Annotated in this window: 18 protein-coding genes and 1 pseudogene; 11 read left to right on the top strand and 8 right to left on the bottom strand. The window is 67.3% G+C overall.

The annotated features are described in order from the left end of the window. Positions 1-123: 123 nt before the first annotated feature. The 3 genes from metK to FBY21_RS18315 are packed head-to-tail and all read right to left on the bottom strand — an operon-like array spanning position 124 to position 3,289. On the bottom strand, positions 124-1,314 hold the full coding sequence (gene metK, locus FBY21_RS18325) for a methionine adenosyltransferase (protein WP_044403519.1): 1,191 nt from the start codon (positions 1,312-1,314) through the stop codon (positions 124-126). A gap of 16 nt (positions 1,315-1,330) precedes the next feature. Next, the gene (locus FBY21_RS18320) at positions 1,331-2,332 is read right to left on the bottom strand and encodes an ArsR/SmtB family transcription factor (RefSeq protein WP_142012780.1); all 1,002 of its coding nucleotides are present in this window, start codon (positions 2,330-2,332) and stop codon (positions 1,331-1,333) included. A gap of 45 nt (positions 2,333-2,377) precedes the next feature. After that, a complete protein-coding gene (locus FBY21_RS18315; protein ID WP_142012777.1) occupies positions 2,378-3,289 on the bottom strand; it encodes a LysR family transcriptional regulator in 912 nt (303 codons plus the stop codon). Positions 3,290-3,394: 105 nt separating this feature from the next. On the opposite strand from FBY21_RS18315, the gene FBY21_RS18310 reads away from it, so the two are divergent. The 6 genes from FBY21_RS18310 (at position 3,395) to fba (ending at position 10,732) form a co-directional block, all read left to right on the top strand. Then, positions 3,395-4,513, top strand: a complete 1,119-nt coding sequence (locus FBY21_RS18310) for a TDT family transporter (RefSeq protein ID WP_142012775.1) — start codon at positions 3,395-3,397, stop codon at positions 4,511-4,513. A 107-nt stretch (positions 4,514-4,620) separates the two neighbouring features. Beyond that, positions 4,621-6,621: a transketolase gene (gene tkt, locus FBY21_RS18305; protein WP_074967246.1), complete on the top strand. Its 2,001-nt coding sequence runs from the start codon at positions 4,621-4,623 to the stop codon at positions 6,619-6,621. Positions 6,622-6,689: 68 nt separating this feature from the next. Next, complete coding sequence (gene epd / locus FBY21_RS18300) at positions 6,690-7,739, top strand: erythrose-4-phosphate dehydrogenase (RefSeq protein WP_044403510.1); 1,050 nt, start codon at positions 6,690-6,692, stop codon at positions 7,737-7,739. A 27-nt stretch (positions 7,740-7,766) separates the two neighbouring features. Next, a complete protein-coding gene (locus tag FBY21_RS18295) occupies positions 7,767-8,930 on the top strand; it encodes a phosphoglycerate kinase (protein WP_142012773.1) in 1,164 nt (387 codons plus the stop codon). Between the two features lie 296 nt (positions 8,931-9,226). Further along, the gene (locus tag FBY21_RS18285; RefSeq protein ID WP_142012768.1) at positions 9,227-9,544 is read left to right on the top strand and encodes an MliC family protein; all 318 of its coding nucleotides are present in this window, start codon (positions 9,227-9,229) and stop codon (positions 9,542-9,544) included. 123 nt (positions 9,545-9,667) lie between these two features. Further along, positions 9,668-10,732 carry a class II fructose-bisphosphate aldolase gene (gene fba / locus FBY21_RS18280; protein ID WP_044403502.1) on the top strand — a complete coding sequence of 355 codons (1,065 nt, stop codon included), beginning with the start codon at positions 9,668-9,670 and terminating at the stop codon, positions 10,730-10,732. A 69-nt stretch (positions 10,733-10,801) separates the two neighbouring features. On the opposite strand, the gene FBY21_RS18275 is transcribed toward fba, so the two are convergent. Next, a complete protein-coding gene (locus FBY21_RS18275) occupies positions 10,802-11,485 on the bottom strand; it encodes a polysaccharide lyase family 7 protein (protein ID WP_142012766.1) in 684 nt (227 codons plus the stop codon). A 272-nt stretch (positions 11,486-11,757) separates the two neighbouring features. Beyond that, positions 11,758-11,961 (bottom strand): hypothetical protein, encoded by a 204-nt coding sequence (locus FBY21_RS18270; protein WP_142012763.1) that lies wholly within the window; start codon positions 11,959-11,961, stop codon positions 11,758-11,760. A gap of 66 nt (positions 11,962-12,027) precedes the next feature. On the opposite strand from FBY21_RS18270, the gene FBY21_RS18265 reads away from it, so the two are divergent. From FBY21_RS18265 to FBY21_RS30325, 4 genes and pseudogenes are all read left to right on the top strand, one after another. Next, positions 12,028-12,528 carry a M48 family metallopeptidase gene (locus FBY21_RS18265; RefSeq protein WP_107329248.1) on the top strand — a complete coding sequence of 167 codons (501 nt, stop codon included), beginning with the start codon at positions 12,028-12,030 and terminating at the stop codon, positions 12,526-12,528. 192 nt (positions 12,529-12,720) lie between these two features. Next, positions 12,721-13,476, top strand: a complete 756-nt coding sequence (locus FBY21_RS18260; protein WP_142012760.1) for a substrate-binding periplasmic protein — start codon at positions 12,721-12,723, stop codon at positions 13,474-13,476. Between the two features lie 70 nt (positions 13,477-13,546). Beyond that, positions 13,547-14,407 carry an HDOD domain-containing protein gene (locus FBY21_RS18255; RefSeq protein ID WP_142012757.1) on the top strand — a complete coding sequence of 287 codons (861 nt, stop codon included), beginning with the start codon at positions 13,547-13,549 and terminating at the stop codon, positions 14,405-14,407. A 1,617-nt stretch (positions 14,408-16,024) separates the two neighbouring features. Continuing rightward, a pseudogene (locus tag FBY21_RS30325) lies at positions 16,025-16,555 on the top strand (methyl-accepting chemotaxis protein); the annotation flags it as partial. A 4-nt stretch (positions 16,556-16,559) separates the two neighbouring features. On the opposite strand, the gene FBY21_RS18245 reads toward FBY21_RS30325, so the two are convergent. Beyond that, a complete protein-coding gene (locus FBY21_RS18245; protein WP_142012750.1) occupies positions 16,560-16,790 on the bottom strand; it encodes a DUF1127 domain-containing protein in 231 nt (76 codons plus the stop codon). Positions 16,791-16,969: 179 nt separating this feature from the next. Between FBY21_RS18245 and FBY21_RS18240 the strand changes: the two genes are divergently transcribed. After that, the gene (locus FBY21_RS18240; protein WP_142012748.1) at positions 16,970-18,415 is read left to right on the top strand and encodes a PLP-dependent aminotransferase family protein; all 1,446 of its coding nucleotides are present in this window, start codon (positions 16,970-16,972) and stop codon (positions 18,413-18,415) included. A 54-nt stretch (positions 18,416-18,469) separates the two neighbouring features. Here FBY21_RS18240 and FBY21_RS18235 read toward each other — a convergent pair whose 3' ends face one another. Together FBY21_RS18235 and yccS are read right to left on the bottom strand one after the other, a co-directional pair. Then, complete coding sequence (locus FBY21_RS18235; protein ID WP_142012745.1) at positions 18,470-18,919, bottom strand: REP-associated tyrosine transposase; 450 nt, start codon at positions 18,917-18,919, stop codon at positions 18,470-18,472. Between the two features lie 163 nt (positions 18,920-19,082). Next, positions 19,083-21,275 carry a YccS family putative transporter gene (yccS, locus tag FBY21_RS18230; RefSeq protein ID WP_142012742.1) on the bottom strand — a complete coding sequence of 731 codons (2,193 nt, stop codon included), beginning with the start codon at positions 21,273-21,275 and terminating at the stop codon, positions 19,083-19,085. Between the last annotated feature and the right edge of the window lie 96 nt (positions 21,276-21,371).

The raw sequence follows: 21,371 nt of genomic DNA, 5'->3' as shown, positions 1-21,371 counted from the left end.
ACCGGTAAAGAGGGCCGATTAGGGCGTGGGAAAACACGCGCGCGGGGCGTGCGATACGCGGTTGCCGAAGCCCGTAAACGAAAAAGCCCCGCACGATGGCGGGGCTTTTTGCTTCGCGTCGGCTTAGAGACCGGCGGCGGCACGCAGGGCGTCGACCTTGTCGGTCTTCTCCCAGGTGAAGGTGCTGAAGGTGTCGTTGCCGACGGTCTTCTGCTGCGGGGTGCGGCCGAAGTGGCCGTACGCGGCGGTCTCGCGGTACATCGGGTGGAGCAGGTCGAGCATCTTGGTGATGGCGTAGGGACGCAGGTCGAAGACTTCGCGCACCAGCTTGATGATCGTGTCTTCGGCGATCTTGTGGGTGCCGAAGGTGTTGATCGAGATGGAGGTGGGCTGGGCTACGCCGATGGCGTAGGAGACCTGGATCTCGCAGCGGTCGGCCAGGCCGGCGGCAACGATGTTCTTGGCCACGTAGCGGCCGGCGTAGGCAGCGGAACGGTCCACCTTGGACGGGTCCTTGCCGGAGAAGGCACCGCCGCCGTGGCGGGCCATGCCGCCGTAGGAGTCGACGATGATCTTGCGGCCGGTCAGGCCGCAGTCGCCCACCGGGCCGCCGATCACGAAGTTGCCGGTCGGGTTGATGTGGAACTGGGTGTCCTTGTGCAGCAGCTCGGCGGGCAGGCTGTGCTTGATGATCAGCTCCATCACGCCTTCGCGCAGGTCGGCCATGGACACTTCGGGGTTGTGCTGGGTGGACAGCACCACCGCGTCGATACCGGCGACCTTGCCGTTCTCGTAGCGGCAGGTGACCTGGCTCTTGGCGTCCGGGCGCAGCCACGGCAGCAGGCCGGACTTGCGGGCCTCGGCCTGGCGCTCGACCAGGGCGTGGGAGAAGCGGATCGGGGCCGGCATCAGCACGTCGGTTTCGTTGCTGGCGTAGCCGAACATCAGGCCCTGGTCACCGGCGCCCTGGTCTTCCGGCTTGGAGCGGTCGACGCCCTGGGCGATGTCCACGGACTGCTTGCCGATGATGTTGATCACGCCGCAGGTGGCGCCGTCGAAGCCGACGTTGGAGCTGGTGTAGCCGATGTCGTTGATCACGTCGCGGACGATCTGTTCGAGGTCGACCCAGGCGCTGGTGGTCACTTCGCCGGCGACGATGGCGACACCGGTCTTGACCAAGGTTTCCACGGCCACGCGGGCGTGCTTGTCCTGCTCGATGATGGCGTCGAGGACGGCATCGGAAATCTGGTCGGCGATCTTGTCCGGATGGCCTTCGGACACGGATTCGGAGGTAAACAGGGAGTATTCGCTCATCTATCGGTTTCCTTTACTACCGGTGGGTGAGGTCGCTTCGCGAGTCCGGTTTGGCGAAGTGCCGCACCTGAATCTGAAAGCCGTTCTTCAAGCCAATGTAGAGGCTCTCGCCGGGCGTGAGCCCCGCGGCATCGGCCCAACGGGCCAAATCGTCCTGTTCGAAGCCCAACCAGAGATCGCCGCAGGCCTCCCTGGCCCAACTCTGGTTGTGGCTGCACAACTCGGTCACCAGCAGGGCGCCGCCGGGTAGCAGGTGGCGGGCCAGCTGTTTCAGGGCCTCGGCCGGGGCGGCGAAATGGTGCAGGACCATGTTCAGCACCACGCAGTCGGCGGCTTCCTGTTCGTCATCCAGGGCGTCGGCGAGCTTCAGCTCGACGTTCCCCAGTCCTTCGGCCTCGCAGCGCAGGCGCGCCAGCTCCAGCATCGCCGGGCTGTTGTCCAGCGCGACCACCCGCCGGAAGCGGCGGGCGAGGTCAGGCAGGAATCCACCGTCGCCCGGGCCGATCTCTACGGCGCTGGCCGCCTCGGGCAGACGCAGCGCGTCCAGCAGTGCCAGCACGCTGTCACGGTATTGCGGCAGTCCTGCGATCAGGTCCTGCTGGGCCTGGAACTTCTCCGCCGTGCGGGCGAAGAACTCGCGGCTGGCGGCTTCACGCCGTGCATGCACCTCGGCGATGCGGGCCAGTACGTCGTCCGGCAGCTCCAGGGCGTCCACCTCGACCAGCAGCGCGGCGTGCAGGGCGCCACCCAGGCTGTCGCTGCGGGCGATGGCGCGGCGGTAGAAGATCGCGTTGCCTTCGCGGCGCGTCGCCACCAGTCCGGCCTGGGCCAATACCTTGAGGTGGTGGCTCATGCCCGATTGGCCGATGGCGAAGATCTGCGCCAGTTCCAGGACACCGAACGAATCGTTGGCCAGCGCCCGCAGCACGTTCAGCCGCAGCGGGTCGCCGCCGGCCTTGCACAGGGCGGCCAGCTCGTCGCAGTCGTCATGGCGGATCTGGGGCACGCGCAGGTTCATGGGGGCGCAGTCTAGTCAGCGCTCCCCCTGCTCGCAATCCCAATATCAAGATTCTTTGATATTGCTGATCGGCGGTGCCTGGCCGTCCAGGGCCAGCGCCAGGAAGGCCGCCGGCGCCGGGGCCAGGCTGCGGCCCGGCAGCCAGAGCACATGCAGCTCACGCTCGATGTGCAGGTCGTCCACCGTCAGGGCGATCAGGCGCCCCGCAGCCAGCTCGTCTGCCACCGCCCGGCGGGACAGCCAGGCCAGGCCGGGTCCCTGGGCCACCAGGTGCTTCAGCGCCTCGGTACTGCCGATGGCCAGGCGCGGGTCGGTGCCGAGGCCGTGGGCGTGGTAGGCCTGCTCGATGCTGGCGCGGGTGCCGGAGCCCTCTTCCCGCAGGTACAGCGGGTAGTCGGCCAGGTCGCGGGCCCGCAGGGTGCCCCGTCGGGCCAACGGGTGATCGGGGGCGCACACCGCCACCAGGCTGTCCTGCTCCAGGCGCTGGAAGGCGCAGGCTTGGCGGTCGAATTCGCCCTCCACGAAGCCGAGGGCGATGCGCTGGTCCTGCAGGTCACGGAGGATGCTGCGGGTGTTGCCGACCCGCAGCTCGACGCGGATCTGCGGGTGGGCCTGGTGGAAGCGCGCGATCAGCGGCGGCAGCACGTAGCTGCCGAGGGTGGCGCTGGCGCCCAGTTGCAGCTCGCCGTCGCCCAGCCCGGCGAAGGCCTGCAGCTCGCGCTCGGCGGCCTGCTCCAGGGCGAAGATGCGCTCGGCGTAGGCCAGCAGGCGCTGGCCGGCTTCTGTCAGGGTGACGCCGCGGGGCTGCCGATCGAACAGCGGCAGGCCCAGGCGCCCCTCCAGTTCGCGGATTTCCCGCGTGACCGCTGGCTGGCTGATGTGCAGGCGCTCGGCGCCGGCGCTGATGGCGCCGGTTTCGGCGACGGCGAGAAAGACCTTGAGGTGGTGCAGATTCATAAATGAAAGGCATGCCTGGCATATCGAAGATGTATTTTTCGTATAGCACGCCCGGCCGTATCGTGCAGGCATCGTCTGACACGGGACCGCCCGACCGGAGCCGCCATGCCTCGCCCCTTCACCCGCCTCGATCATCCCAGCGCCCTGGTGCGCCATTTCATCCCCGGCTGGTTCGCCGTGACCATGGGCACCGGCGTGCTGGCGCTGGTGCTGGGCAACCTGCCGGGCCCACTGGTCGCATTACGGTCGCTCGGGGAGGTGGTCTGGGCGCTGGACCTGGTGCTGTTCCTGGCCTTCAGCCTGCTGTTCATCGGTCGCCTGGTGGCGTTCCCGGAAACCGTCGGGCCCATGCTGGCGCACCCGGTCCAGTCGATGTTCCTGGGGGCCATCCCCATGGGGCTGGCAACGCTGATCAACGGGCTGGTGCTCTACGGTGGACCGCGCTGGGGCGAGGCGGCCTATGCCCTGGCCCACGGGCTGTGGTGGCTGGACATGCTGCTGGCCCTGGGCAGCGCCCTGCTGGTGCCGTACCTGATGTTCACCCACCAGCGCCATGCCCTGGAGTCCCTGACGGCGGTGTGGCTGCTACCCATCGTCGCACCCGAGGTGGCGGCGGCCAGTGCCGGGGTACTGGCGCCGCACCTGGCGCCGGAGCTGGCGCGGCCGCTGCTGGTGAGCGGCTACCTGCTGTGGGGCCTGTCCCTGACCCTGGCGTTCTCCCTGATCACCCTGGTGCTGCTGCGCCTGGCCCTGCACAAGCTGCCGGACACCGCCTTCGCCGCCACCAGCTGGCTGCCCCTGGGGCCGCTGGCCACCGGCTGCCTGGGGCTGATGACCCTGGGCCACGCCGCCCCTGCGGCCTTCGCCGGTACGCCCCTGGAAGGGCTGGGCAGCCTGGCGCCCGCCGCCGGTCTGATGGGCGCGTTCGTGCTCTGGGGGGCCGGGTTCTGGTGGCTGGTGATCGCCCTGCTGTTCACCCTGCACTACCGGCGCCAGAGCATGGCCTTCAACCTGGGGTGGTGGGGCTTCACCTTCCCGCTGGGGGTGTTCGCCCTGGCCAGCCTGGAGCTGCAGCGGCAGACCGACATGGTCGCCTTCGGGGGCTTCGGGCTGCTGCTGGCCGCCGGCCTGGCGCTGGTCTGGGTCCTGGTGATGCGCCGTACGCTGGCCGGCCTGTGGCATGGCGAACTGTTCCGTGCGCCCTGCCTGAGCAGCCCGGCCTGAGGGAAGCTGCGCCTCTTCGACCATCTGTCATTGCCCCGAGCCTGCCCGCTGGGCGAAAATAGCCGCCTTTTTTCGTTCAGCGTCATTCAACCCGCAGGAGATCAGCGATGCCCAGCCGTCGTGAGCGTGCCAATGCCATTCGTGCCCTCAGCATGGATGCGGTGCAAAAAGCCAACAGCGGCCACCCCGGCGCCCCCATGGGCATGGCCGATATCGCCGAAGTGCTCTGGCGTGACTACATGCAGCACAACCCGAGCAACCCGCAGTGGGCCAACCGCGACCGCTTCGTGCTGTCCAACGGCCACGGCTCGATGCTCATCTATTCCCTGCTGCACCTGACCGGTTACGACCTGTCCATCGATGACCTGAAGAACTTCCGCCAACTGCACAGCCGCACCCCGGGCCACCCGGAGTACGGCTACACCGCCGGCGTCGAGACCACCACCGGCCCGCTGGGCCAGGGCATCGCCAACGCCGTGGGCTTCGCCATCGCCGAAAAGGTGCTGGCCGCCCAGTTCAACCGTGAAGGCCACACCATCGTCGACCACAACACCTACGTGTTCCTGGGCGACGGTTGCATGATGGAAGGCATCTCCCACGAGGTCTGCTCCCTGGCCGGCACCCTGGGCCTGGGCAAGCTGATCGCCTTCTACGACGACAACGGCATCTCCATCGACGGCGAAGTCCACGGCTGGTTCAGCGATGACACGCCGAAGCGCTTCGAAGCCTACGGCTGGCAGGTGATCCGCAATGTCGATGGCCATGACGCCGAAGAGATCCGCACCGCCATCGAGACCGCGCGCAAGACCACCGACCGCCCGACCCTGATCTGCTGCAAGACCGTGATCGGCTTCGGCTCGCCGAACAAGCAGGGCAAGGAAGAGTGCCACGGCGCGCCTCTGGGCAACGACGAGATCGCCCTGACCCGCGCCACCCTGGGCTGGAACCACGGCCCGTTCGAAATCCCCGCCGACATCTATGCCGAGTGGGACGCCAAGGCCGCCGGTGCTGCCCGCGAGAGCGAGTGGAACCAGCGTTTCGCTGCGTACGCCGCTGCCCACCCGGAGCTGGCCGCCGAGTTCGAGCGCCGCATCAAGGGCGAACTGCCGGCCGACTTCGCCGAGAAGGCCGCTGCCTACGTCGCTGAAGTGGCCGCCAAGGGTGAGACCATCGCCAGCCGCAAGGCCAGCCAGAACGCACTGAACGCCTTCGGCCCGCTGCTGCCCGAGTTCCTCGGCGGCTCTGCCGACCTGGCCGGCTCCAACCTGACCCTGTGGAAAGGCTGCAAGGGCGTCTCCGCCGATGACGCCGCCGGCAACTACCTGTTCTACGGTGTCCGCGAGTTCGGCATGAGCGCCATCATGAACGGCATCGCCCTGCACGGCGGCTTCATCCCCTACGGCGCGACCTTCCTGATCTTCATGGAATACGCCCGCAACGCCGTGCGCATGTCTGCCCTGATGAAGCAGCGCGTGCTCTACGTCTTCACCCACGACTCCATCGGCCTGGGCGAAGACGGCCCGACCCACCAGCCCATCGAGCAGCTCACCAGCCTGCGTTCGACCCCGAACCTGGACACCTGGCGCCCCGCCGACGCGGTGGAATCCGCCGTGGCCTGGAAAGCCGCCATCGAGCGCAAGGACGGCCCGAGCGCGCTGATCTTCTCCCGCCAGAACCTGCCTCACCAGGCCCGTGATGCCGCCCAGCTGGCCGACATCGCCCGGGGTGGCTACGTGCTCAAGGACAGCGACGGCGAGCCCGAGCTGATCCTCATCGCCACCGGCTCCGAAGTGGGCCTGGCGGTGCAGGCCCATGACGCCCTGACCGCTGCCGGCCGCAAGGTGCGCGTGGTGTCCATGCCGTCCACCAGCCTGTTCGACCAGCAGGACGCCGCCTACAAGCAGGCCGTGCTGCCGGTCCAGGTGGGCGCGCGCATCGCCATCGAAGCCGCCCATGCCGACTACTGGTACAAATACGTGGGCCTGGAAGGCCGCGTGATCGGCATGACCAGCTTCGGTGAATCCGCCCCCGCGCCGGCGCTGTTCGAGCATTTCGGCTTCACCGTCGACAACATCGTCGCCACCGCCGAAGAACTGCTGGACGTCTGACCTGTACGGACCCGGGCCGTCATGGCCCGGGTCCGGGGTTCTCATTCCTTTCGGCCCAGCGAGCGCCCATGTCCAGCCATCGCCCCTTCAAAGTCGCCCTGAACGGCTACGGCCGCATCGGTCGTTGCGTCCTGCGCGCGTTGTACGAGCGTGGCGGTCGTGACGGCTTCGAGATCGTCGCCCTCAATGACCTGGCCGACCAGGCCAGCATCGAGTACCTGACCCGCTTCGACTCCACCCACGGCCGTTTCCCCGGCGAGGTGAAGGTGGACGGCGACTGCCTGCACATCAACGGCAACTGCGTGAAGGTGCTGCGCAGCGCCGAGCCCGAGGGCATCGACTGGGCCGCGCTGGGCGTCGACCTGGTGCTGGAGTGCTCCGGCCAGTACACCACCCGCGCCGAGGGCGAGCGCTTCCTCGCCGCCGGTGCGCCGCGGGTGCTGTTCTCCCAGCCCATGGCCAGCGAGGCGGACATCGACGCCACGGTGGTCTTCGGCGTCAACCAGGCCAGCCTCAGCGGCTCCGAGCGCCTGGTCTCCAACGCCTCCTGCACCACCAACTGCGGCGTGCCGCTGCTGAAACTTCTCGACGAGGCGGTGGGTCTGGAGTACGTCTCCATCACCACCATCCACTCGGCCATGAACGACCAGCCCGTCATCGACGCCTACCACCATGAAGACCTGCGCCGCACGCGCTCGGCCTTCCAGTCGGTGATCCCGGTGTCCACCGGCCTGGCCCGGGGCATCGAGCGCCTGCTGCCGGAACTGGCCGGGCGTATCCAGGCCAAGGCGATCCGTGTGCCGACGGTGAATGTGTCCTGCCTAGACATCACCTTGCAGACCGCCCGCGACACCTCCGCCGCCGCCATCAACCGCGTGCTGCGCGAGGCGGCCGAAAGCGGCCCGTTGCAGGGCCTGCTGGCCTACACCGAGTTGCCCCACGCCAGTTGCGACTTCAACCATGACCCCCATTCGGCCATCGTCGACGGCAGCCAGACCCGTGTGTCCGGCCCGCGCCTGGTGAACCTGCTGGCCTGGTTCGACAACGAATGGGGCTTCGCCAACCGCATGCTCGACACCGCAGGCCACTACCTGCGGGCTGCTACTACAACCCGTTGACCTCCAGCCCCGTGAAGGACTGACCCCATGACCGTGTTGAAAATGACCGACCTCGACCTCCAGGGTAAGCGCGTGCTGATCCGCGAGGATCTCAACGTGCCGGTGAAGGATGGCGTCGTGAAGAGTGACGCACGCATCCTCGCTTCCCTGCCGACCATCAAGCTGGCACTGGAGAAGGGCGCAGCGGTGATGGTCTGCTCCCACCTGGGCCGCCCCACCGAGGGCGAGTTCTCCGAGGAGAACAGCCTCAAGCCGGTGGCCGACTACCTGTCCAAGGCCTTGGGCCGCGAGGTGCCGCTGGTGGCCGACTACCTGGGTGGCGTCGACGTCGCCCCCGGTCAGGTCGTGCTGTTCGAGAACGTGCGCTTCAACAAGGGCGAGAAGAAGAACGCCGATGAGCTGGCGCAGCAATACGCCGCCCTGTGCGACGTGTTCGTGATGGACGCCTTCGGCACCGCCCACCGCGCCGAGGGTTCGACCCACGGCGTGGCCAAGTTCGCCAAGGTCGCCGCTGCCGGCCCGCTGCTGGCCGCCGAGCTGGACGCCCTGGGCAAGGCCCTGGGCAAGCCGGCCCGCCCGATGGCCGCCATCGTCGCCGGCTCCAAGGTCTCCACCAAGCTGGACGTGCTCAACTCCCTGAGCCAGATCTGCGACCAGCTGATCGTCGGCGGCGGCATCGCCAACACCTTCCTCGCTGCGGCGGGCTACAAGGTCGGCAAGTCCCTCTACGAAGCCGACCTGGTGGACACCGCCAAGGCCATCGCTGCCAAGGTCAGCGTGCCGCTGCCGGTGGACGTGGTGGTTGCCAAGGAGTTCGCCGAAACCGCCGCTGCCACCGTCAAGCTCATCGCCGACGTGGCGGATGACGACATGATCCTCGACATCGGCCCGCAGACCGCTGCCCAGTTCGCCGAGCTGCTGAAGTCGTCGAAGACCATCCTCTGGAACGGACCGGTCGGCGTGTTCGAGTTCGACCAGTTCGGCGAAGGCACCAAGGCCCTGGCCCTGGCCATCGCCGAGAGCGATGCCTTCTCCATCGCCGGCGGTGGCGACACCCTGGCCGCCATCGACAAGTACGACGTGGCCCAGCGCATCTCCTACATTTCCACTGGTGGTGGCGCGTTCCTCGAGTTCGTCGAGGGCAAGGTGCTGCCGGCCGTAGAGGTGCTGGAGCAGCGCGCCAAGGCCTGAAAGATGGCCTGAATCATGGCGATAGCATGCGGTCTCTCGTTCAGGGAAACCGATAAAGGAGTCATCGCCATGTGGATCAGAACGTTACTGTTGCCCTTGTTCGTCGTGCTCAGCGGGTGTGCCGGAGGCCCGGCGCCCCAGCCTTGCGAGGTGCTCAGCCCGCCCCAGGTCGTCCTGCCGCAGACGCGCGACGACCAGCGGGTGGAAGCCCAGAGCAGCGGGGACCCGACATTGGGCAGCAGCGCGGAACAGCATTGTCAGTGAGCCGACGGCAACGCCCGGCCATGGAGTGAAGGATGAAAGGCATTCTCGCCCTCACAGCGCTGCTGGCGCTGGCCGGGTGCGCCAGCCAGAAGGCGCCCGAGGACAACTGGACCCACTGGGTCTGCGACAGCCAGGCCGAAGTGTTCTGGCGCTACGCCGACAAGGCCCAGCAGGAAGTGGACGTGCGCCTGGGCGGCGGTGACATCGTTTATCGCCTCAAGGCAGAACCTTCCGGCTCCGGCGCTCTCTACAGCGATGACCGCCTGGCCTTCCACACCAAGGGTGACGAAGGCCTGGTCTACTGGGTGGCCACCGACGACCTGATCGGTCGCGGCTGCAAGGCGCCCTGAGTCGCACCACCCTTGAGAACATCCGCTTTCGCGGTGGGATCCACCGCGAAGCTTGAACCCGGCCTGCCCCTGCGGCAGGCTTCGCATTTCGACAGCCCACCCCACTTGGGAGACTGAAACACCATGGCACTCATCAGCATGCGCCAGATGCTGGACCACGCCGCCGAGTTCGGCTACGGCGTCCCGGCCTTCAACGTCAACAACCTGGAACAGATGCGCGCCATCATGGAAGCGGCCGACAAGACCGATTCCCCGGTGATCGTCCAGGCCTCCGCCGGTGCCCGCAAATACGCCGGTGCGCCCTTCCTGCGCCACCTGATCCTGGCTGCCATCGAAGAATTCCCCCACATCCCGGTGTGCATGCACCAGGACCACGGCACCAGCCCCGACGTCTGCCAGCGCTCCATCCAGCTGGGCTTCAGCTCGGTGATGATGGACGGCTCCCTGCGTGAAGACGGCAAGACCCCGGCCGACTACGAGTACAACGTCCGCGTGACCCAGCAGACCGTGGCATTCGCCCACGCCTGCGGCGTGTCCGTGGAAGGCGAACTGGGCTGCCTGGGCAGCCTGGAGACCGGCCAGGCCGGTGAAGAAGACGGCGTCGGCGCCGAGGGCATCCTCGACCACAGCCAGATGCTGACCGACCCGGAAGAGGCCGCCGACTTCGTCAAGAAGACCCAGGTGGATGCCCTGGCGATCGCCATCGGCACCAGCCACGGCGCCTACAAGTTCACCAAGCCGCCGACCGGTGACATCCTCGCCATCGACCGCATCAAGGAAATCCACAAGCGCATCCCCAACACCCACCTGGTGATGCACGGCTCCTCCTCGGTGCCCCAGGACTGGCTGGCCATCATCAACGAATTCGGCGGCGACATTAAGGAAACCTACGGCGTCCCGGTCGAAGAGATCGTCGAAGGCATCAAGCACGGCGTGCGCAAGGTGAACATCGACACCGACCTGCGCCTGGCCTCCACCGGCGCCATCCGCCGCTACATGAGCCAGCACCCGAGCGAGTTCGACCCGCGCAAATTCTTCAGCGAAACCGTGAAGGCCATGCGCGACATCTGCATCGCCCGTTACGAAGCCTTCGGCACCGCCGGCAATGCCTCCAAGATCAAGCCGATCTCCCTGGAAGGCATGTTCCAGCGCTATGCCAAGGGTGAGCTGGACGCCAAGGTCAACTGATCCGGCGTCGGTGCATGGAGAAAGCCCCGCTTCGGCGGGGCTTTTTCATGGGCGCTCGTCGGGCTGGGCTCAGTTCGCGGCAGTCAGCGCCCGGTGCTCGGTCTTCAGGTTGTAGAAGGTCGCGCTGCCGGCTTCGCTGTCGGTCCCGGCGTTGTCCTGGGCGTAGACGCCGGCCTTGAAGTAGAGCGGCTTGGGCGCCCAGGTACCGTCGAGCTGCTGGCTGAACTGGGTGCCGTTCACCAGGATGCTCAGGCGGCCCTGGGGCGACAGGTTGATCACGTAGGTGAAGCGCTGGCCCAGCTTCACGCCGCTGAGCAGGGTGCTCACTGCGCCGTCGGGGTCCGCCGGGGTGTTGCGGATCTTGGCGACGATGTTCCCGGTGCCGGTCTTGGTCTTGTACTGGTACTCCAGCTTCAGCAGCGGGCTGGTGCTGCCGTAGGAGTGGATCTGGCCGATCACGATCTTGCCGGTGGAGGGCACCTGGTCCACTGCCAGGTTCGCGCTCATGTAGTTGTCCGCCGCGCTGTAGTTCCAGTTGCGCAGGCGGCCGTCGGCGAAGGTCTCGCGCAGCTCGCTACGGGGGTAGATGGCGTTGGCGGTGGTGCTGCCGTTCACTGGCGTCCAGAAGAACAGCGTGCCGTTGCTGGCCTTGAAGTAGTTGTCCTGGTAACCGCCGACCAGGGCGGGGGTATCGATGGTGACAGAGGGAGCGCCGACGGGGATGGTCAGGTTCCAGGTTCCAAGGTCGATCATGACTGAGTTCTCGAAGAGAACTTTCAGTGGGGTGCAACTCATCCACGAGCGTGTAATCACTTGCGGACATCTCCAAAAACGATCTGCGTTGTCATCGCTGCGCTTTTAGAGACGCCCTTACACTGGCAATCCGGCCAACTGCACACGAACCAAAAGTAGGGCGGTTAAGTGCGGCCTGAGCCGCTGTTCGTACCGGGTGTCCCGAGAGGGGTCACCTGGCGGATGGCTTTATACGGCGTGCAAAACCGCCCGTGAATCACTGATCGTCAAATTCATGCCGCCATAAAAATGGCGAAATCAGTGTTTGACATCGCAATGCCATCGCGAAAAGTAACCAGCCGGTACATCGCCTTTTCAGGGAAGCCGCGTGCCGTGCGGAGGCGCTCCGGCGCGGCTGTCAAATAGCCGTAAGCGAGGCGGTTGGAAGGGGCCTGAATTGCCCCGACGAACGGCGATGCTGGCGCTGTGATGGTCATGACAAATCCCGGCACCTGCTGCCGCGCCCGGTACAATGGGCGCCCTTCCACGAACCCCTCCCGACCATGGATCCGCTGCGCTATCTGAAGGCCTACCCCACTCACCTGCAGGAGCAGGTGCGGCAGATGATCGACCAGGGCCGCCTGGGCGAATACCTGGCCCGCCGCTACCCCGACCGCCACGACGTGCAGAGCGATCGCGCGCTCTACGGCTACACCAATGCCTTGCGCCAGGAACACATGCGCAGTGCGCCGGCCATCGACAAAGTGGTCTACGACAACAAGCTGGACGTGGTGCAGAAGGCGCTCGGCCTGCACACTGCCGTGTCCCGCGTGCAGGGTGGGCGGCTGAAGGCGAAGAAGGAGATTCGCGTCGCCTCGCTGTTCAAGGAGGCCGCGCCGGAATTCCTGAGGATGATCGTGGTGCACGAGCTGGCGCACCTGCGCGAGCGGGACCACAACAAGGCGTTCTACCAGCTCTGCGAGCACATGCTGCCGGGGTATCACCAACTGGAGTTCGACCTGCGCCTGTACCTGACCTGGCGCGACCTCGGGGAGAAGGGCTGAGGAGCCATGCCCGCCCCAGCTTTGGAGGGCTGCAGGATGCGCAGTCCTGAGGCGGGCATGACGAGCGGACTATAGCCATTGCGCCAGGGCGCCGGTTGTAGGGGCTTTCTGAGAGAGGCTGACGCAACTGCCTGACGAGGGCGTAAAGCCTGCTAGGCTCTGACGCTGTCCCTCTGCGAGATTCCCTTAGGCATGAAGCGCACGTCCTGGTTGCCCGGTCTGGTGTTGTCGTGCCTGCTGTTCTGCCCCCTGGCCCAAGCCCGGGAATGGCTGGCCGTCGGCACCGATTTCCCGCAACTGTACGAACAGGATGGCCAGGGCCGTTTCATCGGCCTGGGCGCCGATCTGCTGCGCGTGGTGCTGGGCGAGATGGGCGACAGCGTGCGCTTCGAGCTGTATCCCTGGGCCCGCGCCCAGCTCATGGTCGCCGAAGGCCGCGCTGACATCCTCGTCGGCCCCTACCGCACCCCCGAGCGGGAAATGCGCATGCTCTTCACCCGCCACGCCTTCTACCGCGACCGCTTGGTGTTCTATGCCCGCAGCGACCAGCCCCTCGAATGGGGCGGTGACTACGCGCGGCTGCAGGGGCAGCGGGTCGCTGCCATCCGTGGTTGGATCTACGGCGACCGCTTCGACCATGCCCGTGCCCACCTCGACCTGCGCAGCGTCGAGGGTGTGGGCAATGCCCTGCTGATGCTGCAGCACGGGCGCATCGACCTGCTGGCCACCAACGAGCGCAACTCCCGCCCCTGGATCGAAGCCCTGCCGGCCGACAGCCTGGTCCAGCTGCAGCCGGCCATAGACAGCAAGGACGGCTACTTCGCCTTCCCCCGGCGCGAGCCTTACGAGGCGCTCAAGGTCCGCTTCGACGAGACCTTCCAGCGCCTGCTGGAAGACGGCCGCTTCGCCCGCATGGCGGCCGAGGCCGGCGTCCAGGTACCTGAATAACGTGCGTCGCCCCACTGTGTGGGCCTCCGGCGGCTGGCTAGAATGGCAAAGGGCCACGTGAGGAACATCGGTGAGTACTGAAGAGTCGGGTTATTCGATCTACCGCAAGCTGGTTTCCCAGCTGATGAACGGCGAGGAACAGCTGCCCAGCCTGCCCATGATCACCATGGAGATCCGCCGTGCCCTGGCCGATCCCAACGCCACCACCGGCTCCCTGGCCCGGGTCATCAGCAAGGACCCGGCGCTGAGCGCCACCCTGGTCAAGCACGCCTCCAGCGCCCGCCTGCGCGGCACACCGCCGCCCAGGAGCCTGGAGGAGGTCATCCGCCAGCTGGGCATGCTGGAGGTGGACCGCATCACCATGGTCCACAGCATCAAGAGCCTGTTCCCGCTGCACAGTCCGGCGCACAAGAAACTGTTCCTCGACACCTGGCACCGCCTGGCCCGTCGTGCGGCCATCAGTGCCGTGCTGGGGCGCCTGCTCGGTCATGTTTCCGGTGAGCATGTGCTGTTGGCGACTATCCTCAGTGAGGTGGGCGCCATGGCCATCCTTTCCGCGTTCAAGGCGGCTGACCAGGTGCCCGCCACCGAGCTCTACAACCGCCTGTGCCGGGAATACGGCAAGTCGCTGGGGGTGGTGGTGCTGAAGAAGTGGGCGGTGGACCAGAGCTACATCGAGGTGGTGCGTGGTGCTGGGCTGTGGGGCGAATCCCCGGGGCCCGGCATCGGCCTGGTGGATCTGGTCAACCTCGGCCTCTACCACGCGATCCGTGAAAACGGGCCCACTGCCCAATTGCCGCCTATTGTGGAGTTAGCGGCCTACCGCAGGCTGCTGCCACCGCAGAACGCGTTGGACCCCAGCGGCAACGGCCTGGCCCTGGTGGCCAGCCAGCGGGTAGAGATCCAGCGGATGGAGTCGCTGCTGCATTGAGTCACGGCATGCCGCCTGGCATGCCCGGTCCCGCGTAAGGAGCCGTCGCGGGGCTTGATGGCCGGAGCGCCTCTTGTACGACCACGGCCAGGGGCCGACCGGATTCAGAGAGGTCTCGTCATGAACGCACTGTTCAGCCCGGGTGTCCGCCTCCTCGAGGGGTTCAGCTTCGCCCGCAAGTTCCAGATCCTGTTCCTGCTGTTCATCCTGCCCCTGGGCTACGCCCTGTGGATCATCGCCGGCACTTATCAGGAGCGCCTGGCGCTGATCGACGGCGAGCTCAGCGGCTTGCGGGCGATCGTCACCCTCGACGACGCCCTCGACGAAACCATCGCCCAGCGCACCCTGCTGGCGCGCTGGAAGGGCACCGAGGTCGCGGCCAAGGCCACCCTGGAGCAACGTGCCGGGCAACTGGAGGCGATGCTGGACAAGGTCGACGCGCAGCTGAAGGCCGAATCCCTGGAAGGGGCCAACCGCACGCTGTTCGACGAACTGAAGAGCCGCAGCGAAGCCATCCGCCCCCAGGCCCTGACGAGCGTCGCCCTGCCCGATGCCCTGGACCGCTACCAGGCGGTGCTGCAGAGCCTGCAGTCCCTGCGCGAGCAGGTAGCCACCAGCACCGGGCTGATCCTCGATCCGGTGATGGACACCTACCTGATGATGGAGCAGGTCACCTACGTGCAGCCGCGCACCCGCGAGCTGCTCGGCAACTTCGTCGCCAGCGCCCATGGCGCGGTGGTCTCCCGGCATTTCACATTGCAGAGCCGGGTTGGCGTGCGTGACCTGCGCCGCGCCCTCGACGACTCCGTCCGCCAGTTGCGCAAGGCCCGTGAAGCCATTGCCGGGAAGGGCCTGCCCAACACCGAACTCGACGGACCGTTCGGCCAGGCCGAAGAGGCCCTGTCGGGTTATCTCGCCGCCGTCGACAAGGGCATGTTCGACGCCAACCCCTTCACCCTTGAAGTGGCGGACTTCATCAGCCAGGCCGAGCAGACCGAGCGCCAGCTCACGGCCCTGCAGGTGGCGCTGGACGAGCGGCTGCGTCTGCGCCTTGGCGTCTTCCGTGGCGAGGCCCTGGCCAGCATGGCCCAGGTGATCGGTGGCTTTGCCGTACTGACCCTGCTGGCGCTGTACATGCTGCTGTGCCTCAACGCGGCGATCCGGCGGGGCACGGCGGCCATCACCGAGGCCGCCGAGGGCCTGCGTGCGGGGGACCTGCGGGTCAGCGCTGCGGTGCATGGGCGGGACGACCTGGCGCAGATCGCCGAGGCCCTCAACGCCGCGCTGGTTCAGTTGCGCAATTCCCTGGATGGTGTGAACCGCGAGAGCCAGCAACTGGGCGGCACCGTGCGCCAGTTGAACGACCAGGCCGAGGAAACCCTCGTCTCGGTGGAGCAGCAGCAGGGCCAGGTCAGCCAGATCGCCGCCGCCGCCCATCAACTGGCCGCCACGGCCCAGACGGTGGCTGAAAGCTGCGAAGGCGCCGCCGCCGACGCCCAGCAGACCCGGCAGATCGCCGTGCAGAGCAACCAGCGCAGCGCCCGCACCGGGGCCAGCATGCGTGAACTCAGCAGCCGCCTCGGCGAGACGGTCACGGCGTTGCAGCAACTACGCGACCAGACCCAGCAGATCAACCGTGTGGTGGACGTGATCAAGGGCATCGCCGAGCAGACCAACCTGCTGGCCCTCAACGCCGCCATCGAAGCCGCCCGCGCCGGCGAACAGGGCCGGGGCTTCGCCGTGGTGGCCGACGAGGTGCGCAGCCTGTCCCAGCGCACCCAGGACTCCACCCAGGAGATCGGCGACACCGTCTCCAGCCTGCAAGGCGTGGTCAGCCAGGCCGTGGCGCTGATGGAGGCCGCCTACCGCCAGGCCGAGGGCGACGTCGGCAGCGTGCTGAGCATGGGCGACGACCTGTCGGGGATCGCCGACGCCGTGCAGCGGGTCAGCGACCGCCTGGCGCAGATCGCCACCGCCGCCGAACAGCAGGCCGCCACCGCCGACGAGGTCAGCGGCAACATCCAGCAGGTGGACCAGGCCGCCGCGCTGCTGCTGGGCGGGGCCCGCTCGGTGCAGAGCGTGGCCGAGCAACTGCGCCTGGGCAGCCAGGCCCTGCACGACAACACCTCGCGCTTCCGCCTGGGGTGAGCCACTAGCCGCGCCAGAACGGCTTGAGCCCTTCCTCCAGCGCCTGGGAGCGGGTCAAGCCGATGTCCTTCAGCGCGTGCTCGTCCAACTCCAGCAGCGCCTTGCGGGTCGCCAGGCGCAGCCAGAAGCGCTGCCAGGGGCTGCCGGGCAGCCGCACCGATGCAGGGGCGCGTTCGCTGGCCTGTATCAGTTCCTGTGGGTGAAGGGTCAGCCGTACATCGCTCAAGCCGCTCATCTCCGGACTCCTGGTGTTTTCTGGGGGCGAAGCCATTGTCCGGTGGCAGGTCGTGTTCGATACAGATTCAAGGTTGTGGAATTTTCTTCATACAGATTGCCGTGCTCGGCATCTGAATCCACAATCGACGGCGAATCTGTATGGTCGGTGGCCGCGCGTGAGCCACCAGGGAGAACAGCATGACGCTCTACAGCCAGCTCGCCGAAACCCTGGGCGAGCGCATCGAGCAGGGCTACTACCGCCCTGGCGACCGCCTGCCCTCGGTGCGCGCCCTGAGCCAGGAGCACGGCGTCAGCCTCAGCACCGTGCAGCAGGCCTACCGGGTGCTGGAGGACCAAGGCCTGGCAGAGCCCCGGCCCAAGTCCGGCTACTTCGTCTCCCTGCGCCGGCAGATGCCCGAGTTGCCCGCCGTGGCGCGGGCCGCCCAGCGGCCGGTGGAGGTGTCGCAGTGGAGCGACCTGCTGGAGCTGGTGCGCCGTGGCGCGCGCGACGGCCTGGTGCAACTGGGACGCGGCATGCCCGACATCACCAGCCCCACCCTGCGCCCGCTGCTGCGCAACCTGGCCCAGGCGGCTCGGCGCAGTGACCTCGGCGGGCTGTATTACGACAGCCTGCAGGGCTCCCAGGCGCTGCGCGAACAGGTCGCGCGGCTGCTGCTGGACAGCGGCAGCCGTATTCCCGCCAGCGACCTGATCATCACCACCGGCTGCCACGAGGCGCTCTCCACGGCCATCCGCACCGTGTGCCAGCCCGGCGACATCGTCGCGGTGGACTCGCCCAGCTTCCACGGCGCCATGCAGGCCTTGAAGGGCTTCGGCATGAAGGCCCTGGAACTGCCCACCGACCCGCTCAACGGCATCAGCCTGGAGGCGCTGGAGATGGCCCTGGAGCAGTGGCCGATCAAGCTCATCCAGCTCACCCCCAGCTGCAACAACCCGCTGGGCTACATCATGCCCGAGGCCCGCAAGCGCGCCCTGCTGGAGCTGGCCCAGCGCTACGACGTGGCGATCCTCGAGGACGACGTCTACGGCGATCTGGCCTACCGCTACCCGCGTCCGCGCACCATCAAGTCCTTCGACGAGGACGGCCGCGTGCTGCTCTGCAGCTCCTTCTCCAAGACCGTCGCGCCGGGCCTGCGCATGGGCTGGATCGCACCCGGGCGCTACTTCGACCGCCTGCTGCACATGAAGTACATCTCCTCCGGCGCCACCGCCACCCAGCCGCAACTGGCACTGGCCGAGTTCATCGCCAGTGGCGCCTACGAGCCCCACGTACGGCGCATGCGTGCCCAGTACCAGCAGGGCCGGGACCAGATGATCGACTGGGTGATGAGGTACTTCCCCGCAGGCACCCGCGTCAGCCGCCCCCAGGGCGGCTTCATGCTGTGGGTGGAACTGGCGGCCGGCTTCGACACCCTGCGCCTCAACCGCGAGCTGCTGCAGGACGGGGTGCAGATCGCCCCCGGCAGCCTCTTCTCCGCCTCCGGCAAGTACCGCAACTGCCTGCGCATGAACTACGCCCCCCGCCCCAGCGCGGCCCAGGAAGCCGCCGTGCGCAAGGTGGGCGAGCGGGTGAAGGTGTTGATGGGCGAGATGGAGGCCCGGCAGGACGGTGTAGAGGCTTAGGACCCATGTAGGGGCGACTTCAGTCGCCCAGCAGCCCGCCGGGCTGCCTGCACCTCAAACCCACACCGCGTCCCAATGCGAATACAGGCGAACGCTCCTGACCAGGCCGGCCCGCAACGGGTTGGCCACGATGTAGCGTGCGACCTTCTGCAGCTCCTCTTCTCTTCGCAACGCATGGTCATGGAAGCCTCGCTGCCAAATTGGCTGCCTGGTGCCGAGCCATTCACCCACCCGCTTCGATGAACGCCCTTTCAGCAATTTGATGACCTGTGAGAGGGGCAGGGGGCCGTGCAGACGGAACAGCCAGTGCAGGTGATCGGGCATCACTGCCCAGGCCAGTGATTCCAGCAGGTGCTGCTCCTGAAGACGGCGCATTTCGCTGACCAGCAGGCGTGCGCAGGTCAGGTCTTCGAAGAGCGGGCGTCGCCCTTCGGTGGTGGTGGTGACGTGATAGAGCCGGCCGCCGGTGGAGATGCGACCGATGCGCAGGTCGTCCCGAGACATGCCCCTGTCCTTCTTGCGTGACAGGGCAATGCATCGGGGATGCGCTGACGGATGGGGCGCTTAGTGGAGTGGGAGAGAGCTGTATCGCCTGGGAGATTGGGGGCCATTGCATGGCCCCTGGGCAAATGAATTCGCCCCTACAGATGGGGAGATTCCGTGCGGGTCACATCGACGGTGCGGGTGGTGAACCCATCTCCCCACCCGCCAGATGCCCCGCCAATGTCCGCAGTGCGCCGAGCTGGCGGCAGATCAGGGCCAGTTCGGTCTGCACCAGGCGTACGCGCTCGTCCATGTCGTCAGGCAGTTGCTCCAGCGTCTTGGCCAGGGCCTCTTCGCTGTCGCTGTGGATGGCCACCGGCTGGCGCTGGGCCATGGCGGCGGCGATGGCTTCCAGGGTGGCGGCGATGCGTTCGCCGGCCTCGGCCAGGGTAGGCTCCAGCACCAGCGGCTCGGCACTGCGGTGGGCGCCCAGGGCGGAGAGGTAGCTGAGCAGGGTGTGGGACAGCACCAGGAAGCGGAAGCCCATGTCGGCGTCCTTCCGGAAGTGCCCGGGCTCCATGAGCATGTTGGCCAGGGTGGTGGACAGCGCTGCGTCGGCATTGTGGGCGTTGCGCCGGGCCAGTCGGTAGGCCAGGTCGTCGCGCTTGCCGCTGGCGTACTGCTGGAGGATCTGCCGCAGGTAGTGGGCGTTGTAGACCAGGGTGGTGGAGACCACCCGGTGCAGCCCGCGCCCCTGCCAGTCAGGGAGGATGAAGATCACCGCCAGGGCGGCGATCAGGCTGCCCAGCAGGGTGTCCACCAGGCGCGGCACGAACAGGCCGTAGCTGTCGCCGATCTGGTTGAAGCAGAACAGCACCATCAGGGTGATCGCCGCCGTCGCCAGGGTGTAGCGGGTGGCGCGGTTGGTGAAGAAGATCACCCCGGCCACTACGGCGAACATCGATTGCACCAGGGCGCTGGGGAACAGGTCGAACAGCGCCCAGCCCAGGGCCAGGCCGATCACCGTGCCGATGATCCGCTGCACCAGCTTGCGCCGGGTGGCGCCGAAGTTGGGCTGGCAGACGAACACCGTGGTCAGCAGGATCCAGTAGCCCTGGCTCGGGTGGATCAGGTGCAGCACGCCGTAGCCGGCGGACAGGGCGATGGCCATGCGCAGGGCATGGCGGAACACCACCGAGGTGGGGGTGAAGTTCTGCTTCAGGCGCTCCCAGACGTCCTTCAGCCCCTTGGGCGAGCGGTCCAGCAGGCTGCTGTCCTGGGCGTCGGCGAGGGCGTCGGGGTTGCTGGCGTCGGTCAGCAGCCGGTCCAGGGTGGAGAGGTTGCTGGCCAGGGCGTTGAGCGAGCGCAGCAGGCCGCGCCAGGCCGGGTTGCTCTGGATGCGCAGGTGCTCCAGGGAGCGGTGCAGGTCCTGCAGGGCCTGGGTGCCGTCGTGGTACTCGAACGGCTGGCGCATCTGGATGGCCTGGCCCAGGGCCTGGCAGGCGCCGCCCTGCTGGCGCAGCAGGCGCTGGCAGCGGAACAGCACGTCGCTGTGGAAGAAGGCCTCGGCCAGCTGGTTGTAGGGGTAGTGGGAGGAACTGGCGCGCTCGTGGATGTCCTGGGCCAGGAAGTACAGCTTCAGGTAGCGGCTGACCTTGGGCCGCGGCCGGGCGTTGCCGACCCGGTGCAGGATGATTTCCTTGGCGGCGTTGAGTGCGCTCACCACCTTGCCGTTCTGCTGGGCCAGCTCCAGGCGCTTGGCCTCCACGTCCAGCTCGCGCAGGGGCTCGAACAGGCTGGACTTGAGCTTGAGGTACTGCCCCAGTTCGCGGTATAGCCGCGCCAGGCTCTGCTGCACCGGCTGGTGGGTGAACAGCGCCTGCCAGAGCACCGAGAGCAGGCCGTACCAGGCGGCGCCGCTCACCAGCAGTGCCGGCTCGCGCCAGAGGTCGTCGGCCACGCCGTTGCGCTGGTCGACGCCGATCATGCTGTAGATCGACAGGATCAGCGTCGCCGAGGCGATGGTGGCGTAGCGCTCGCCGAGGGCGCCGAGCATGGTCAGGCCGAAGCTGGCCAGGGCCAGGGCGGCAACGAACAGCCAGGGGTAGGGGAACAGCAGCTCCACCGACAGGGAGGCGATGCTGAAGCAGCCCAGGGTCACCAGCAGCGCCTGGATACGTCCTTGCCAGCTGTCGTCAGTTTCCGCCAGGGCGCTGGCGATGATGCCGAGGAACAGCGGGATGAGGGCATCCATCCGGTCCAGGGACCAGCACAGCGCCATGCTGCCGGTCAGCGCGATGGACACGCGCAGGCTGTAGCTGAACTTGTCCTGGGCCCAGAGGCGGCGCAGGGAGTGGCTGAACGAGGTAGCGGGCATGGCGGCCTTGTGAGCTGGCGATTCGGAACGGCGGCCGTACGGAGCGGCACGCCTGAGGTTACCGCTTGGATGTTTCCCGGGCGAGGCGGGTTACAG

This window comes from Pseudomonas sp. SLBN-26, from assembly GCF_006715895.1.
In the GTDB taxonomy this organism is placed as follows: Bacteria; Pseudomonadota; Gammaproteobacteria; order Pseudomonadales; family Pseudomonadaceae; genus Metapseudomonas; species Metapseudomonas otitidis.
The sequence above is the reverse complement of the archived record's forward strand: the minus strand, read 5'-3'. Positions and strand labels throughout refer to the sequence as shown.

Excerpts from the sequence above, each read along its gene's own strand:
- FBY21_RS18235 (WP_142012745.1), bottom strand. The coding sequence starts at position 18,919 with ATGTCTCGGGACGACCTGCGCATCGGTCGCATCTCCACCGGCGGCCGG.
- FBY21_RS18285 (WP_142012768.1), top strand. The coding sequence starts at position 9,227 with ATGAAAGGCATTCTCGCCCTCACAGCGCTGCTGGCGCTGGCCGGGTGC.
- tkt (WP_074967246.1), top strand. The coding sequence starts at position 4,621 with ATGCCCAGCCGTCGTGAGCGTGCCAATGCCATTCGTGCCCTCAGCATG.
- FBY21_RS18265 (WP_107329248.1), top strand. The coding sequence starts at position 12,028 with ATGGATCCGCTGCGCTATCTGAAGGCCTACCCCACTCACCTGCAGGAG.
- FBY21_RS18260 (WP_142012760.1), top strand. The coding sequence starts at position 12,721 with ATGAAGCGCACGTCCTGGTTGCCCGGTCTGGTGTTGTCGTGCCTGCTG.
- FBY21_RS18320 (WP_142012780.1), bottom strand. The coding sequence starts at position 2,332 with ATGAACCTGCGCGTGCCCCAGATCCGCCATGACGACTGCGACGAGCTG.
- FBY21_RS18240 (WP_142012748.1), top strand. The coding sequence starts at position 16,970 with ATGACGCTCTACAGCCAGCTCGCCGAAACCCTGGGCGAGCGCATCGAG.
- epd (WP_044403510.1), top strand. The coding sequence starts at position 6,690 with ATGTCCAGCCATCGCCCCTTCAAAGTCGCCCTGAACGGCTACGGCCGC.
- metK (WP_044403519.1), bottom strand. The coding sequence starts at position 1,314 with ATGAGCGAATACTCCCTGTTTACCTCCGAATCCGTGTCCGAAGGCCAT.
- FBY21_RS18270 (WP_142012763.1), bottom strand. The coding sequence starts at position 11,961 with ATGACCATCACAGCGCCAGCATCGCCGTTCGTCGGGGCAATTCAGGCC.
- fba (WP_044403502.1), top strand. The coding sequence starts at position 9,668 with ATGGCACTCATCAGCATGCGCCAGATGCTGGACCACGCCGCCGAGTTC.
- FBY21_RS18310 (WP_142012775.1), top strand. The coding sequence starts at position 3,395 with ATGCCTCGCCCCTTCACCCGCCTCGATCATCCCAGCGCCCTGGTGCGC.
- yccS (WP_142012742.1), bottom strand. The coding sequence starts at position 21,275 with ATGCCCGCTACCTCGTTCAGCCACTCCCTGCGCCGCCTCTGGGCCCAG.
- FBY21_RS18295 (WP_142012773.1), top strand. The coding sequence starts at position 7,767 with ATGACCGTGTTGAAAATGACCGACCTCGACCTCCAGGGTAAGCGCGTG.
- FBY21_RS18245 (WP_142012750.1), bottom strand. The coding sequence starts at position 16,790 with ATGAGCGGCTTGAGCGATGTACGGCTGACCCTTCACCCACAGGAACTG.
- FBY21_RS18315 (WP_142012777.1), bottom strand. The coding sequence starts at position 3,289 with ATGAATCTGCACCACCTCAAGGTCTTTCTCGCCGTCGCCGAAACCGGC.
- FBY21_RS18275 (WP_142012766.1), bottom strand. The coding sequence starts at position 11,485 with ATGATCGACCTTGGAACCTGGAACCTGACCATCCCCGTCGGCGCTCCC.